The 13,608-nt window shown below is 67.3% G+C and carries 15 protein-coding genes; 5 read left to right on the top strand and 10 right to left on the bottom strand.

Annotated features, from left to right (window positions below):
• The coding region (locus tag ACGG9C_RS14005; protein ID WP_390178738.1) for a helix-turn-helix domain-containing protein at positions 1-199 on the bottom strand (199 nt) is incomplete at its 3' end.
• A 471-nt stretch (positions 200-670) separates the two neighbouring features.
• Between ACGG9C_RS14005 and ACGG9C_RS14000 the strand changes: the two genes are divergently transcribed.
• On the top strand, positions 671-964 hold the full coding sequence (locus ACGG9C_RS14000) for a hypothetical protein (protein WP_005055297.1): 294 nt from the start codon (positions 671-673) through the stop codon (positions 962-964).
• Positions 965-1,235: 271 nt separating this feature from the next.
• On the opposite strand, the gene ACGG9C_RS13995 is transcribed toward ACGG9C_RS14000, so the two are convergent.
• Positions 1,236-1,796 carry a GNAT family N-acetyltransferase gene (locus tag ACGG9C_RS13995; protein WP_138176231.1) on the bottom strand — a complete coding sequence of 187 codons (561 nt, stop codon included), beginning with the start codon at positions 1,794-1,796 and terminating at the stop codon, positions 1,236-1,238.
• A 151-nt stretch (positions 1,797-1,947) separates the two neighbouring features.
• Positions 1,948-2,791 (bottom strand): IS5 family transposase gene (locus ACGG9C_RS13990; RefSeq protein ID WP_241186004.1). Its coding sequence is split into 2 segments (ribosomal slippage): positions 1,948-2,484 and positions 2,486-2,791, totalling 843 coding nucleotides; the frame shifts between segments, so codons are not numbered across the junction.
• A 169-nt stretch (positions 2,792-2,960) separates the two neighbouring features.
• Between ACGG9C_RS13990 and ACGG9C_RS13985 the strand changes: the two genes are divergently transcribed.
• Positions 2,961-3,542: an ABC transporter permease gene (locus ACGG9C_RS13985; RefSeq protein ID WP_005052801.1), complete on the top strand. Its 582-nt coding sequence runs from the start codon at positions 2,961-2,963 to the stop codon at positions 3,540-3,542.
• Positions 3,543-3,564: 22 nt separating this feature from the next.
• Here the strand turns inward: ACGG9C_RS13985 and ACGG9C_RS13980 are convergent, their stop codons facing one another.
• The 6 genes from ACGG9C_RS13980 to ACGG9C_RS13955 all read right to left on the bottom strand — a co-directional run bounded on the left by ACGG9C_RS13980 (position 3,565) and on the right by ACGG9C_RS13955 (position 8,395).
• Positions 3,565-4,731 carry an amidohydrolase family protein gene (locus ACGG9C_RS13980; RefSeq protein ID WP_045245739.1) on the bottom strand — a complete coding sequence of 389 codons (1,167 nt, stop codon included), beginning with the start codon at positions 4,729-4,731 and terminating at the stop codon, positions 3,565-3,567.
• A gap of 54 nt (positions 4,732-4,785) precedes the next feature.
• Positions 4,786-5,691, bottom strand: coding sequence for a phosphodiesterase (locus ACGG9C_RS13975; RefSeq protein WP_005052799.1), 906 nt, complete (start codon positions 5,689-5,691; stop codon positions 4,786-4,788).
• An 18-nt stretch (positions 5,692-5,709) separates the two neighbouring features.
• Positions 5,710-6,540: a tyrosine-protein phosphatase gene (locus tag ACGG9C_RS13970; protein ID WP_005052798.1), complete on the bottom strand. Its 831-nt coding sequence runs from the start codon at positions 6,538-6,540 to the stop codon at positions 5,710-5,712.
• The gene (locus tag ACGG9C_RS13965; RefSeq protein WP_005052797.1) at positions 6,537-7,370 is read right to left on the bottom strand and encodes an extracellular solute-binding protein; all 834 of its coding nucleotides are present in this window, start codon (positions 7,368-7,370) and stop codon (positions 6,537-6,539) included. Before ACGG9C_RS13965 ends, ACGG9C_RS13970 begins: the two co-directional genes overlap by 4 nt.
• A gap of 102 nt (positions 7,371-7,472) precedes the next feature.
• A complete protein-coding gene (locus tag ACGG9C_RS13960) occupies positions 7,473-8,063 on the bottom strand; it encodes an SIS domain-containing protein (RefSeq protein WP_005052796.1) in 591 nt (196 codons plus the stop codon).
• The gene (locus ACGG9C_RS13955; protein WP_165801295.1) at positions 7,979-8,395 is read right to left on the bottom strand and encodes a MurR/RpiR family transcriptional regulator; all 417 of its coding nucleotides are present in this window, start codon (positions 8,393-8,395) and stop codon (positions 7,979-7,981) included. Before ACGG9C_RS13955 ends, ACGG9C_RS13960 begins: the two co-directional genes overlap by 85 nt.
• Positions 8,396-8,512: 117 nt before the next feature.
• On the opposite strand from ACGG9C_RS13955, the gene ACGG9C_RS13950 reads away from it, so the two are divergent.
• Positions 8,513-8,863, top strand: coding sequence for a hypothetical protein (locus tag ACGG9C_RS13950; RefSeq protein WP_005052795.1), 351 nt, complete (start codon positions 8,513-8,515; stop codon positions 8,861-8,863).
• Positions 8,864-9,028: 165 nt separating this feature from the next.
• On the opposite strand, the gene dnaB is transcribed toward ACGG9C_RS13950, so the two are convergent.
• Positions 9,029-10,396: a replicative DNA helicase gene (gene dnaB, locus ACGG9C_RS13945; protein ID WP_071044187.1), complete on the bottom strand. Its 1,368-nt coding sequence runs from the start codon at positions 10,394-10,396 to the stop codon at positions 9,029-9,031.
• Between the two features lie 567 nt (positions 10,397-10,963).
• Between dnaB and ACGG9C_RS13940 the strand changes: the two genes are divergently transcribed.
• Together ACGG9C_RS13940 and ACGG9C_RS13935 are read left to right on the top strand one after the other, a co-directional pair.
• Complete coding sequence (locus tag ACGG9C_RS13940) at positions 10,964-12,013, top strand: hypothetical protein (protein ID WP_390178737.1); 1,050 nt, start codon at positions 10,964-10,966, stop codon at positions 12,011-12,013.
• A gap of 89 nt (positions 12,014-12,102) precedes the next feature.
• Positions 12,103-13,605, top strand: a complete 1,503-nt coding sequence (locus ACGG9C_RS13935) for a hypothetical protein (RefSeq protein WP_228480875.1) — start codon at positions 12,103-12,105, stop codon at positions 13,603-13,605.
• Positions 13,606-13,608: the final 3 nt, after the last annotated feature.

Raw genomic sequence — 13,608 nt, 5'->3', positions numbered from 1 at the left:
ATTCCAACGCGATGTGCAGCACCGTGTCCGTACTGACTTTGAGTCGGTAGACCGCTCGCTCAAGCCGCAACCGGCGCAGGTGCGCTTTCGGGTTCTCACCCACGACCGCACGGAAGACGCGGTGAAAGTGATGCGGCGAAAGACCAGCGACCGCCGCGATCTCGGCGAGGGTCACCGGCTCCTCGAGACGCTCCTCCATCCAGTGAAGTGCCCGGCTCACACGTTCCGCATGCCGCTGAGCGGTGAGTGGAAGGACGACTGAGGACACGCTTCGAATCTACGAGCGCCGGTCAGTCGGCGTCTCGACGTTTTTTGCGAATCCCACCGAAGCGACTCGCCCCAATGCCCCGAAAGGTCCATATGGACATCGCGTAGACATCTCCCCTGCGAAATGGACAACTCGGAGCGTGACATCTGTAGGAACCGGCTGACGATGAACTGCTGTCGGTCGTCAGAACTGGTCTGCGAGCGCCCTCCGCTGCGCATCCCAATCGAAGTCCTCCAACGTTTTGCGAGCCGGTAACCCGGCGGCCTTGATCCGCAGCTCTGCGCCCGAAGCGTTGCGCGCCGTGGTCTTCCGCGTGAAGGAGCCTGAGTGGGACACTTCTTCTGAGGGCCACCTGTAGGGATCGCTTTGGGGTCGTCGACCGCGCATGAAGGGAGAACCGTGATGACTGGGGATGAAGTGTTCGACACGATCGCTCACGAGATGACTGCGCTTGACGGTGTGTCACGGAACCACCGCGGCAGTCTCATCGTCTCGGGAAGCAGCAGTGGCGCCGTGCGCGCCATGACCAGCGGCGGGCAGGTGGTGGTGAAGCTTGACCCAATGCGCACGGCGGCTCTCGTTGACGCCGGCGTCGGGACACACTACAAGGGTCAGAAGAACGCGTGGCTCCAGCTTCCGGCCGACCTCGACTTTGATCACGTGCGCGGTCTCATCCTCGAGGCGCTGACTGCATGAGAAACCCTTCTTGATTGATGGTCCTGTCCCCTGGTGTGGTGGAGGATCCGGCCGGGTTGTCTTCGTCGTAGACGTTGGTGAGCCATCGTGGTGATAGTCAGTGAGGGCTCGTCGGATCTGATCGACGCGGGAAGCGACCGTGTGGATCGTTGCCGCTCCGCACGATCTCACCACGGAGCGCACCGCCCGCCGCAACTGGACCCGCCCGACGACGCTCGCCACCTGGCCGGGGAGGTCGACCTGAAGGTTCCCAAATACCCGGGGGCGTGACTCACGCCTCGAGGTTCTCGGTCCCGACGAACGCGTTGTGACGCCAATAGATGTTGTCCCGGAAGTGCGCAAACCCGACGCTTTCGTACGACGCAGCGACCTTCTTTCGGGAGCGCCGAAACTCGATCTCGGACAGGTGCTCCCACGGCACCGGTTGCGCGCGGAGAACGATGAGAGTCTCCCTCCCCGTGCCGGTCACCGTCTCCACCAGCGTCGTGAGCAGACGTGGACCAAGGCGCTGACCCCGGTACGGTGGCTCCACAAAGACGCCCTCGACGATCACGAGCTGCGACACCTGCTCGCCAACCAGCGGATCGCGGGAGTCGAGCCACTCGAAGACGTTCTCATCACCGAGAATCGACTCGGTGATCTCGAATGCTTCGCCGCCTACTTGATCGAACACGTCAACGACGTCACCCACCCGGTCGAGGTCGACGGTGTACGCAGTAGCGCGCGCGATGACACGACGCTCCGGCTCCCCCTCGTCGTCGTCATCGAAGATGTACAACGTCGCGTCAGCGGAGATCTTCGCGACGCCCGACGGCAACTCCGTCCAGTTCACGGAGTCCGGTACTCCGACCAGTGGCCGCGTGACCTTCACAATGCACTCAATATCCGTGAGGTCCACGTCAAGTCGCGCAACAACAGCAGACATACTCACCCCTTCAACAACGGATACGCGGCAACGGCATCGTGCCGACAATACCCGGGCGCTAGGGCGTGTCTCTTAAAGCCTTGAGCCAGATGGTGATGGCGCGTAGGACGACGCCGCCGCGATAGGTCAGGGCGAGTTTGTCGTAGCGGGTGGCCAAGGCGCGCCATTGCTTGAAGATGTTGAATCCGCGCTCGACGACGTTGCGGCGCTTGTAGGCCTCGGTGTCGTAGGTGACCGGGCGACCACCCTTGGCGCCGCGGCGCTTGCGGTTGGCGATCTGATCATCGCGTTCGGGGATGACGGCCTGGATGCCGCGCCGGCGCAACAGCTTGCGGTTGGCCCGGGAAGAGTAAGCCTTGTCACCCAGCGCCCGGTCGGGCCTGGTGCGTGGCCGGCCCCCACCCAGGCGCGGTACCCGCAGGGCGTTCATCACGTGCTCGAACATCGGGGAGTCCCCGCCCTGCCCGGGCCCGAGCAGCATCACCAGCGGCCGCATGTTCCCGTCGCACAGGTGGTGGATCTTCGTCGACAGGCCGCCGCGGGAGCGGCCGATGGCGTGATCAGGCGGCTCGATGCGCAGATTCGTGTAATTCGTCAGGTCCCCCTGTGTCCCGGGGCAGGTTGGTGGCGTGCTGATGGGCGCGGTTGATCGTGGAGTCCACCGAGACTTCCCAGTCGATCAGCCCGGCGGCGTCGGCATGGGCCAGCAGGACGCTGTGGATCTTGTCCCACGTCCCATCACCGCTGAAGCGGCGGTGCCGCTTCCACACCGTCTGCCACGGCCCGAAGCACCCGGGTAAGTCCCGCCACGCGATCCCGGTCCGGTAGCGATAGATGATGCCCTCCACCACGGTGCGATGATCGGCGAACGGCCGACCACGACGCCCCTGCGAGGACGGCATCAACGGAGCAATCAGCTCCCACTGCGCATCAGTCAGCAACTCCGTTCGAGACACACACCGAGCGTTCCAGCGACCAGCCCAAACCTTTGGGAGACACGCCCTAGTCGCTTTCCAGGAGAACTGGCTCTTCGCGCGGATGGCGAGCGACGTCTTGCCGAGTCTTTCCAGGATGATGATCGGGTTCATCGGCGCTGTGGTCATCGGCGTGGTCGTGGGGTTCGTTCTCGGTCAGGCGCACCGCCTCCAGGCGATGTTCGCACCCGTGCTCGAGTTCCTGCGCGCGATCCCTGCGGTCGCGTTGATTCCCCTCGTCATCATCGTGCTGGGCCTCGACGACACCGCGAAGGTGATTCTGATCACCTTCATCTGCCTCTGGCCCGTGCTCCTCAATACCGAAGCTGCAATCAGAGGAATGGACCCCGGACTGCGCGAGACCGCCCGGGTGTACGGCATCCACTGGTTCCGCTACGAGTTGCAGGTCGCACTTCCCGCGGCAGCTCCGCAGATCTTTGCCGGAATGCGCACGAGTCTTTCGCTCGCGCTCATCATGGTCGTCGTGAGCGAGATGATGGCGGGAGGCAACGGGATCGGCGTCTTCGTTCTTCAGTCGCAGAGGTCGTTCGCGATCACGGACATGTGGTCGGGCATCGTGCTCATCGGGATCTTCGGGTACGTGTTCAACCTGCTGCTCATCGTCGTCGAGAACCGGGTGCTCGCGTGGCACCACGGCGCGAACACCGCCGTGGAGTGACACCGCGGTCGAGAGGACGCCCTCACACCTCGATGCCGCCGCACCACACACGCAGAACGCGACGCGCGGCAGCGATGTCGGTGAGCGGATCGCCGTCCACCAGCACGAGGTCGGCTCGCAATCCGGGGGTGATCGCCCCCCGATCGTCGAGTGAGAACGCGTGCGCGGCCGTCGAGGTGGCAGCGCGCAGCGCTTCGGCTGTTGACAGGCCGGCGTCCACGAGCAGAGCGAGTTCGTCGTGCATGCTCTCGCCGTATGGCGGCATTGCCCGTTCGAGGAGCCCGATGTAGGCGTCTTCGTCGTGCATGCTCTCGCCGTATGGCGGCGATGCCCGTGTGAAGGACCCGATGTAGGCGTCGGTGCCGGCCAGGACCGGAACGCCCGCGGCATGCATCGCGCGCGTGCTCTCGTGGGCGTGTGCATAGCTCACACCGGGAACGCCCGCTGCGGTGAGATTCGCGGCGACGCCTTTCATCATCGTCAAGGTCGGGATGAACACCGTGCCCTGGGCGAGCATCGTCTCAGCCGTCGCATCGTCGAGCGCGCGGTCGAGTGGAGCATGGGTGATCATGTCGGCCCCCGCAGCGAGGCTCATACGCACAGCTTCGTACAGGGCTGCGTGCGCGATGACCTTGAGCCCCCGCGCGTGCGCAGCAGCCACGAGTGCATCGAGCACGTCCTGGGTGGGACCGGGCAGATCGGCGATGATCTTGATGTAATCCACCCCGTCTGCCACCTGCACCTCGACGAACCGCTCCGCCTTGTCGGGGGAATCGACCAGCGCGACGTCCGGATAGGTCGGAATGCGGCTGTGCGTGCTGCCCTGAGATGTCGCCGCCATGCCGGCGGTGCGGAAGTCAGCGACTCCCCTCAGTCCCCGCAACGACTGGAACTGTGATGCGGGCCATGTCGCCATGTCCAGGCCGGTGGTGACACCGTACGTGGCGAGCGTCTCGAGGGACTCGCGCCCCTTCAGGTGCATGTGACAGTCGATCAGGCCAGGAAGGAGCACCGTACCTTCCGCGTTGACGACAGCGGCACCGACGACGACCGCATCCGCTGATACGTCACCGATGCGCCCGTCGGGCTGGACGACGACCGTCGTGGGGGCGCTCAGACTGTGTCCGTCGAAGACCCTGGTGTTCGTGATCGCGGTCGCAGAGACTGCGCCGAGCGTGGAATCCGTCATGAACTGCTCCGTTCGAGGAGATGTAGATACGAGACATTATTGTTCACGGGCTGACTACTCTCCCGCCGACGCGTTGACGGCGGCGAGCTGCTCGTCGGGGGTCATGTTCATGAACGCCTCGAGCATCTCGGGAGTCATCTCGTAGACGGTCGGGAACTGCCCGATCGGCACGACGGAGTGCAGCACCCGGTCGCCGTAGACGTGCACGAGGTTGTAGGACTGGCCGCCGTCCTGGCCGCGGGCACCGGGGTAGGCGACGGCGAGGTCCTGCGTGTAGCAGGTCGCCGACGCGACCGACACGGGCACGCCCGCGAACGTGCTGGTGGTCGAGTAGTGCAGGTGACCGCCCAGGATGCCGCGCACGTCGGTGCCCCGGATGACCTCGGCGAGGCGCTCCTGGTCGCGCAGCTCGACCAGGGCGATGAGCCCGATCGGGCTCGGCACGGGCGGGTGGTGCAGCGCGATGAGGGTGCCGTCGGGCGCGGGGACTTCGAGCTCGCGGCGCAGCCACGCCAACTGCTCGTCGCTGATCTCGCCGTGGTGCTGCCCGGGCACCGTCGAGTCGAGCGCGATGATGCGCAGACCGTTGACGTCGTAGACGCGGTCGACGGGCTCGGACTGGTCGGCCTCCTCGTCGAGCAGGCCGCGGCGGAACGCGACGCGCTCGTCGTGATTGCCCATCACCCAGATCACCTGGGCACCGAGCTTCTCGGCGGCGGGCTCGACGATGGCCCGCAGGCGCTCGTAGGCGTCGGGGCGGCCGGTGTCGGCGAGGTCGCCGGTGAACACGATCGCTTCGGGGCGGGCGTTGGCCTTGGTGAAGCCGTCGAACAGCTCTGCGAGGTTCTTGTCACTGTCGATGCGCTCGTGCAGCAGGTCGCCGTCGCCCACGAAGTGGGTGTCAGAGACATGCAGGATGAAGTGCTCGGGAGCGGGATGCTGGCTCGCGATGTGCGACATGGTGTGTGTTCCTTCCGATCAGACCGCGGTGGCGGCGGGGTCGATGATCACGGCGGTGAGACGCTCGAGCTCGGTGGGGGTGAGTCCGTGGGCGAGGAGGTAGGCGCTGATCGACCCGTGCTCGCGGTCGATGCGCTCGAGCAGCGCCTCGAGCACCTCGGCGGGGCTCTCGGTGATGAGTTCGACCATTCCCGCGGTCAGTTCGATGCCGCGCTGTTCGAAGACGGCGGTCATCGCGTCTGACCACTCGCCGCGCAGGTTCTCGGCGGTGGCGGCGTAGTCGGCCACGACGTCGTCGCGGTCGACCCCGGCGGCGGCGAGCGCGAAGGCCACGACGAGACCGGTGCGGTCTTTGCCGGCGGTGCAGTGCACGAGCACCGCGTCGTCGTCGTCAGCCGCGATGATCACCCGGATCGCGTCGACCAGCTGCGCCCCGCGCTCGTCGACGATGTGGTCGTAGACGGGCACGAGTCCGACGTGCGTGGTGGCCTGCGCGGCCGGGTCGGCGTCGTCGAACACGGGCAGGTGGTGCACGGTGACCTCGAGCCCGTCGACCGCGCTCGGCGCTGTGGCGCGCTCGTCGCCGCCGCGCAGGTCGATGATGTGGGCGACGCCGATCTCGGCCAGCCGGTCGCGACCGGTCGCGTCGATGCGGTGCAGAGCATCTGACCGCAGCAGCTTGCCCCACCGGCTGGTGCCGCCGGCTGCACGGTAGCCGCCGGTGTCGCGCAGGTTGTAGAGGCCGGCCACGGCGTGGCGACGCTCACGAGGCGCCGCGGTCGCGGCATCCGGCGACGAAGCGGCCGCGGCATCCGTCGCCGAAGGCGTCAGGTCGAGGTCGATGGTCATTCGATCAGCCCCTGCGCGCGCTCGGCGGCCTCGGTCATAGTGGCGGCCGGGTCGGCGCCGTAGAAGACCGCGTCTTCGATGGCGGTGGCGAGCACCTGGTCGACCTGGGCGTAGCTGTCGCCGGGGTACGACACCCACGGCTCGAGCGCGTCGAGCTGCTCGAGGTTGGGCTTCACGAGCGGGTTGGCTTCGACCCAGTCATAGAGCGGTCCGCCCTCGTCGGCCATGCTGCTGCGCAGCGGTAGGTACCCGATCTGGGTCGAGATGATCTCGTAGGCGCGGGGGCTGGTCATGAACTGCATGAGCTCCCACGCGGCGGCCTGCTTGGCGGGGTCGGTGGCGAACATCGCGAGGAACGAGCCCGAGTTGGTGGGCACGACCGCCTGGTCTCCGAACGCGGGCAGGGTGTGAGCGTCGAGGGTCCAGCCACCGGCCTCGGCGCCCATCATGAACGCGCCCTGCAGGGCCGAGCTGTTGACGTGGATCGCGGTCTTCCCCTGCGCGAACGCCTCGTACTGGCTGGTGAAGTCCTCGTTGGTGAGCACGCCGTCCTCGTACATCTCGGTGAAGGTCGCGACCGTATCGATCGCGGCGTCCGAGCCGAACTCGATCGTCGTGCGGTCATCGCTCAGCACCTGGGCGCCGTTCGAGAGGAAGAGGCCCTGCATGCACCAGCTGCCGCCGGTGATCACGCACGACGCGCTCATCGAGGGGGCACCGGTGGACTCGGTGATCTGCGCGGCGGCGTCTTCGATGATCAGGTCGATATCACTGACGGCGGCGGTGCTCTTGAAGGAGCGACCGACACCAGAGAGCTGGATCGTTCCCATGAGTCGCCTTCTGCAAGCGACCTGACGAACCGGGGCCTTCCCGCGAAATCCGCTTGCAGAGCTATTGCAATCGAGGAAAGTGAATTTCCTGCAAACGGAGTGTCAACGCCCATCGCCGTGGTCGATAACGTCTGGCACGTCGGATGCCTCGGCGTCGGAGCCGTCGTCGGCGACGATGTCGAGCACCTCTTCGCGCACCGCGAGGCGCGCGCGGTCGGCGGCGTCGCTCATGCGGTCGGCGACGGCGATCTGCAGGGCGTTGAGCACGAGCAGCTGTACGAGCCCGCTGCCGAGAATGCCTTGATCCCACGCCTGGAAGCGCGCACCGGCGACGAGCAGGTGGTCGGCGCGGGTGGTGAGCGGGGTACGGGCGAAGCTCGTGACCCCGATCACGGTGGCGCCGGCGTCGACGGCGGCGTCCGCAACCGCGAGGGTCACCGAGTTGGCGCCACTCGAGCTGACGATGAGGCACACATCACCGGGGGCGAGCACGCGGGCGGTGAGGTGGGCGACCACGCCGTCAGCGGGCGCTTCGCAGGGCCGGCCGTTGACGGCGAACGCGACGGCCGACGCCTGGGCGGCGGCGTGCGAGGCGCCGGTGCCCGAGATCAGCAGGCGCGGCGCGCGGGCGATGGCGTCGGCAGCGGCGTCGAACGCGACCGGGTCGATCGAGGCGAGCGCGGTCTGCAGCATCCCACCCGCCCCTCGGCCAGCCACCGCAGAAAGCCCTCGGTGCCGGCGGGTGCGTCGGGCGCGGCGGTGGCGTCGGCGGCGAGGTCACGCACGAGCAGCATGCGCAGGTGCTGAAAGCTGCGCAGCCCCAGCGCCTGGGCGGTGCGGCTGACGGTGGCCGGCGACGTGTTGGCGGCTTCGGCGAGGTCGGCGCCCGACATGTCGACCACGTCGTGGGGTCGCTCGGCGCAGATGCGGGCGACGCGCTGCGCGCTCGGTACGAGCGACGGCAGGATCGAGAGGATGTGGTCGATGGTTCCGCCGAGCGGCGGCTCGTTGAGGGGCGAGTTCATGTAGCCGGTGATCACCTTTCGGGTTCGCCGCACATCGTATGGGCGCAATGCGACCACGACCCCAACCATAGGTGAACGCAGCGTTCATCGCCTCCGCTATCCGCGAAAGGCAATTTCATGACCTCCCTGCGTCCGCTCGAGCTCCCGAACAGTGCCATGCCCGCAAGGAAGTCGGCCAAGGGTGACTCGACCGAAGACGCCCACCTCGAGCGCCGCGATGGCGCCTACGATGACCGTCCGTGCGAGCCAGAGCCACGTGATCTGTCGATCCCGGCGGTCAAGCGCTCGAACGTTCCGCACGTCGATGTTCCGCTGGCGGGGGCGCCGGGGCAGCAGACACCGGTAACCAACGACGCGAAGAAGCCTGCCACGACGATGACGCCCGCAGCGCGGAACCAGAGGGCGGGGGCGACGCGCGAAACTGATCCTGCTCATGGCCCGATCAGACCGATGGCCACTCAGACGTGAAAGGGGAGACATCGCGTAGCCGCGATCCAGCAGAGAAGCTGAGGCGCTGTGAAACCGCCGCCCACATGATCGCGACGGTCGGCCGGCGTCCGAAATGTCCATATGGACATCGCGTGGACATTTCAACTGCGAAATGGACATTTCAGAAAGATCCCTACAGCTGCGTCAGACCTCGGGGGCCATGTCGGTAAAGCGGGAGAAGTGGCCCTGGAAGGCGACGGTGATGGTGTCGGTGGGGCCGTTTCGGTGCTTGGCGACGATCAGGTCAGCCTCGCCGGCGCGGGGGCTGTCCTTCTCGTAGGCGGCCTCGCGGTGCAGCAGCACCACCATGTCGGCGTCTTGCTCGATCGATCCCGATTCACGCAGGTCGCTCAGGGCCGGCTTCTTGTCTTGACGCTGCTCCGGACCACGGTTCAGCTGCGACAGCGCGATCACCGGTACACCGAGTTCCTTTGCGAGCAGCTTCAGCGCACGCGAGAACTCGCTGACCTCCTGCTGGCGCGACTCGACACGCTTACCGCTCGTCATCAGCTGCAGGTAGTCGATGACGACCATCTTCAGCCCCGCCCGCTGCTTCAGCCGTCGGCACTTCGCGCGGATCTCGACGAGGGTCATGTTGGGGCTGTCGTCGATGTAGAGCGGGGCGTCGTTGATCTTGCCGCGGGTGGCGGCGATGGTCGTCCAGTCGCGGTTGTCGAGGGTTCCCTTGCGCATCGACTGCAGCGGGATCGCACCCTCGGCGCTCATGAGACGCATCGCGATCTCGCTTCGCCCCATTTCGAGCGAGAAGAAGATCGTGGGCATATCGTGCTTGATCGCCGCGGCGCGGGCGAAGTCGAGCGCGAGCGTCGACTTACCCATCGCGGGGCGGGCGGCGATGATGATCATCTGCCCGGGGTGCAGGCCGTTGGTCAGCTGGTCGAGACCCGAGAACCCGGTCGGGATGCCGGTCATCTGACCGTCTCGACCGCGCGCAGCCTCGATCTCCTCGACCGCCGCGTCGACGGCGATCGTCAGCGGAACGTAGTCTTCGGCCGTGTCATCGCCCGAGACGTTGTATATCTCGGCCTGCGCGTTGTTCACCAGGTCGAGGGGATCACCCTGCCCCTCGTACCCCATCTGCACGATGCGGGTGCCCGCATCCACCAGTCGGCGGAGCAGGGCGCGCTCGGCGACGATCGAGGCGTAGTAGCCGGCGTTGGCCGCCGTCGGCACGATCGAGGTGAGCGTGTGCAGGTAGTCGGCGCCACCGGCCCGCTGCAGCTCGCCGGTCTTGATGAGCTCGTCGGTGACGGCGACCACATCGGTGGGCTCACCGTGCGAGTAGAGGCTGAGGATGGCCTCGAAGATCAGCTCATGCTTGGGCACGTAGAAGTCGGTGCCGCGGAGGGTCTCGATGACGTCGGCGACGGCATCCTTCGACAGCAGCATGCCCCCCAGGGCGCTCTGCTCGGCGAGGAAGTCATGAGGGGGCGTGCGCTCGTTCTCGCGGGGTCCGCCAAGTCGGTCGGGTGAGATGTCGGCGATCGACACGGGCGTCCCTCCAGATTGACTTCAGCACCCCACCACCGCCCGTTGGACGACGCGCACGCTGGGATGGCATGACGAACGGATCAGCACCCGTTCCCGTGTTCCGATGGGAGCACGAACCCCCGACACGGCCGTCGGCGCTGACGAATCCACACCCACCCCCGATGGGCAGGACTTCACGCTAGAGACAGGTTCTCCCCCGTGCAAAACGGCCTGTGGATAACTCTGTGGAAAGGGTGAGAACAACTCGGACACGGGTGTGCACAACACCTGTGGAAAACTCCCAACCACTGGGTGAGTTCAAACTTTTTTATGGCTTCTGAGCTGGTCTTTCTTTATCCACGGGCTGTGGACAGAGATTGTGTTTGAAGTTGGCGTTGAGAGTTGCCGCGCAAAGCGCGACTGTGCACAAATCCGTGGTTTCCGCAATCGAACGACACGCCGATTTCGCGCGTCGAAGGTCTTTACAGGTACGCGTCCCAGGAGTACCGTGCCTGGCACACCGCGGCATCTCCGACGCAAGCAACGCCGCTCCGGGGGGGGAGCAGGGATGGCGCGAAGGGGGTGACCTTGATGCGTGAATCGACGGCACGGATGCTGCCGCACGCACAGCGCCTCCTCCTGCTCGCCCTCGGGCTCGGTCTTCTCTGGACCGCCGCCGCATTCTTCCTGCACATCCCCGCTGCGGGCGCCGCAGAAGACGACGACGGAGGCCTGCTCGGCACGGCCACGTCGGTCGTCGAGGGCGCGACGGGCGCGGTCGACGAGGTCGCGGAGACGACGCTCGATACGGCCGCGACCGTCGTGGCACCGGTCATGGAGACGGTCACCGAACCCATCGCGAAGCAGGCGCCCGCCCCGGTCGCAGACGTCGTCGAAGCCGTTCCCGAGGTCGTGACCCCGGTCGTCGAGTCCGTGAAGCAGACCGTGACCGCCACCACCGAGGTCGTCGACACCGGTACCGGCGCGGTCACCGGAACCGTCGAGACCGTCGTCAACTCCGGCCCGGTATCCGGCGTCACGAGCCCGGTCGTCGACCTCGTCTCCGAGGTGCCGATCGTCGGTGAGGTCGCCGAAGGGGTTGGCCTCGCCGGAGCGATCACCGACACCACCACCGCGATCGACACGACCGTCGGAACCGTGGTCGTCGGCGACGCCGTCGCACCTCCTGCTCCGCCGCTGGTCGTCACCATCCCCGATCTCGAGGCTCCCGTGGTGCCTGCTCCCGCGGTGCCCGTCTCTGAGCTGATCGCGGTCGGCACCGCCACGGCGGAGGCGTCTACGGTGGCGGCGGTGGCGAGTGTCGCCGCCGCGATGACAGCGGCCTGGTGGGCCCAGGACGGCTCCTGGGCGGCTTCTGCGATCGCCACCGCGATGGGTACCGCCGCGGTCGCCGGTGCCGCCGCCGCGCGTCTGCTGACCTCTCCGACGGCACCGTACGGCTCGCCCGTGTCCGCCGGCGGCAACGGAGGCGTCGCTTCCGCGTCGGGTGCCCAGCCGATCGCGGGCATGCTCGGGGATACCTGGCGCAGCCTACTTCTCGCGGGCCCTCCGCGAACGCTCGTCGACGACGCTCTGCCCGGGGCGCCGATCTACGCCACCGACTCGACTCCTGACTGACGGTATCGAGCCGCACCTCTTCGCGTGCGGCAGACGATCCGGCACGCCATCCGGCGTGCTGTCGATACCTCAATCAAGGAGTCATAGTCATGCACACGATCATCAAGCGCGCCCTGTGGGGTGTGCTCATCGGAGGGGGAATCTCCCTCCTCGGAGCCGGGGTCGCCCAGGCCGCCGACACATCCGGAGAGGACGGGCTGCTCTCGGGCACCCAAGCCATCCTCGACGTGGAGGCACCGGTCACCGTGGCCGGCAACGCCATCTCGGTTCTCGGTGATTCCCACTCGGATGACGCCGACACCCAGGCTCCCGCAGCGGCACCTGCGCCCGCCCCGGCGGCTTCGACCTCCGGAGACGACGGGGCCGCAGCCGGGGCGCAGGCGATCGTCACCGTCGAGGTGCCGGTCACCGTCTCGGGCAACGCCGTCTCCGTCGCCGGTGACAGCCACTCCAACGGCGCAGAGACGTCGTCGGGCGGCTCGTCGGAGCCGGCGCCCGAAGCCTCCACCTCGGGGGATGACAGTGTCGCGGGCGGCACGCAGGGTGTCATCTCGGTCGATGCGCCGGTCACGGTAAGCGGAAACGCGATCTCGGTGCTCGGTGACAGCGAGTCGACGGATGCGTCCGCCGGCACCACCGGCGACGACACCAGCGGAGATCACACCGCGGCAATGACCTCGGGTGACGACAGTGTCACCGGGGGCACGCAGGTCGTCGCACCGGTGGACGTTCCCGTGACGGTGGGCGAAAACGCCATCTCCGTCATCGGCGACAGCGAATCCACCGACGCCACCACCGGCACCACCGGCAACGGCAGCGGCGACACGGCAGGCACCACCAACGGAGACGACAGCCTCCTCGGCGGCACCCAGGTCATCGCACCGCTCGACCTCCCGGTCACCGTTGGCGGAAACGCGATCTCGGTGCTCGGTGACAGCGAGTCGACGGATGCGTCCACCGGCGCCACCGAAAACGGCAACGGCGGGGACCACACCGCGGCGAGCACGTCGGGAGACGACAGCGTCGCCGGTGGAACTCAGGTCACCGCACCCATCGACATCCCCGTGACCGTCGGCGGCAACGCCATCTCCGTCATCGGCGACAGCCAGTCCACCAACGCCACCACCGGCACCGGTGGGGGATCGAACGGGGGCGAGGCGGTCACCGGCGGATCGGACTCGATCCTCGGGGGCACGCAGGTGCTGCTGCCGATCTCACTGCCGATCACCGTGGGCGGGAACGCGATCTCGGTCATCGGCGACTCGGAGACGACGTCGCCTTCCACGCCGGGGAACTCCGGTGACCCGACCGACCCGACCGACCCGGTCGACCCCACGGACCCAGTCGACCCGACGGACCCGGGCACGCCCACCGACCCCAGCACGCCCATCGATCCGGCCATCCCCTCGACTCCGGTGACCCCGGCGTCGTCGGGTGACCCGGTGACGGTCACGGCGATGCCGGCCTCGACGGGCACCGCCGTGGCGCTGGCCGCCACGGGCGGGGGAGTCACGCCGTGGGCTGCGGGTCTCGGCCTGCTGATGCTCCTCGGCGGTCTGCTGCTGGCACGCCGCCGGGCGACGATCGGCTGACCC

Source organism: Microbacterium sp. MTN4-26 (assembly GCF_042846595.1).
Classification (GTDB): Bacteria; Actinomycetota; Actinomycetes; order Actinomycetales; family Microbacteriaceae; genus Microbacterium; species Microbacterium luteum.
Note: the sequence above shows the minus strand (reverse complement) of the source record. Positions and strands in the feature narration are given on the sequence as shown.

Excerpts from the sequence above, each read along its gene's own strand:
- ACGG9C_RS13975 (WP_005052799.1), bottom strand. The coding sequence starts at position 5,691 with ATGTCGCACATCGCGAGCCAGCATCCCGCTCCCGAGCACTTCATCCTG.
- ACGG9C_RS13985 (WP_005052801.1), top strand. The coding sequence starts at position 2,961 with ATGATGATCGGGTTCATCGGCGCTGTGGTCATCGGCGTGGTCGTGGGG.
- ACGG9C_RS13980 (WP_045245739.1), bottom strand. The coding sequence starts at position 4,731 with ATGACGGATTCCACGCTCGGCGCAGTCTCTGCGACCGCGATCACGAAC.
- ACGG9C_RS14000 (WP_005055297.1), top strand. The coding sequence starts at position 671 with ATGACTGGGGATGAAGTGTTCGACACGATCGCTCACGAGATGACTGCG.
- ACGG9C_RS13955 (WP_165801295.1), bottom strand. The coding sequence starts at position 8,395 with ATGAACTCGCCCCTCAACGAGCCGCCGCTCGGCGGAACCATCGACCAC.
- ACGG9C_RS13935 (WP_228480875.1), top strand. The coding sequence starts at position 12,103 with ATGCACACGATCATCAAGCGCGCCCTGTGGGGTGTGCTCATCGGAGGG.
- ACGG9C_RS13965 (WP_005052797.1), bottom strand. The coding sequence starts at position 7,370 with ATGGGAACGATCCAGCTCTCTGGTGTCGGTCGCTCCTTCAAGAGCACC.
- ACGG9C_RS13960 (WP_005052796.1), bottom strand. The coding sequence starts at position 8,063 with ATGCTGCAGACCGCGCTCGCCTCGATCGACCCGGTCGCGTTCGACGCC.
- ACGG9C_RS13950 (WP_005052795.1), top strand. The coding sequence starts at position 8,513 with ATGACCTCCCTGCGTCCGCTCGAGCTCCCGAACAGTGCCATGCCCGCA.
- ACGG9C_RS13970 (WP_005052798.1), bottom strand. The coding sequence starts at position 6,540 with ATGACCATCGACCTCGACCTGACGCCTTCGGCGACGGATGCCGCGGCC.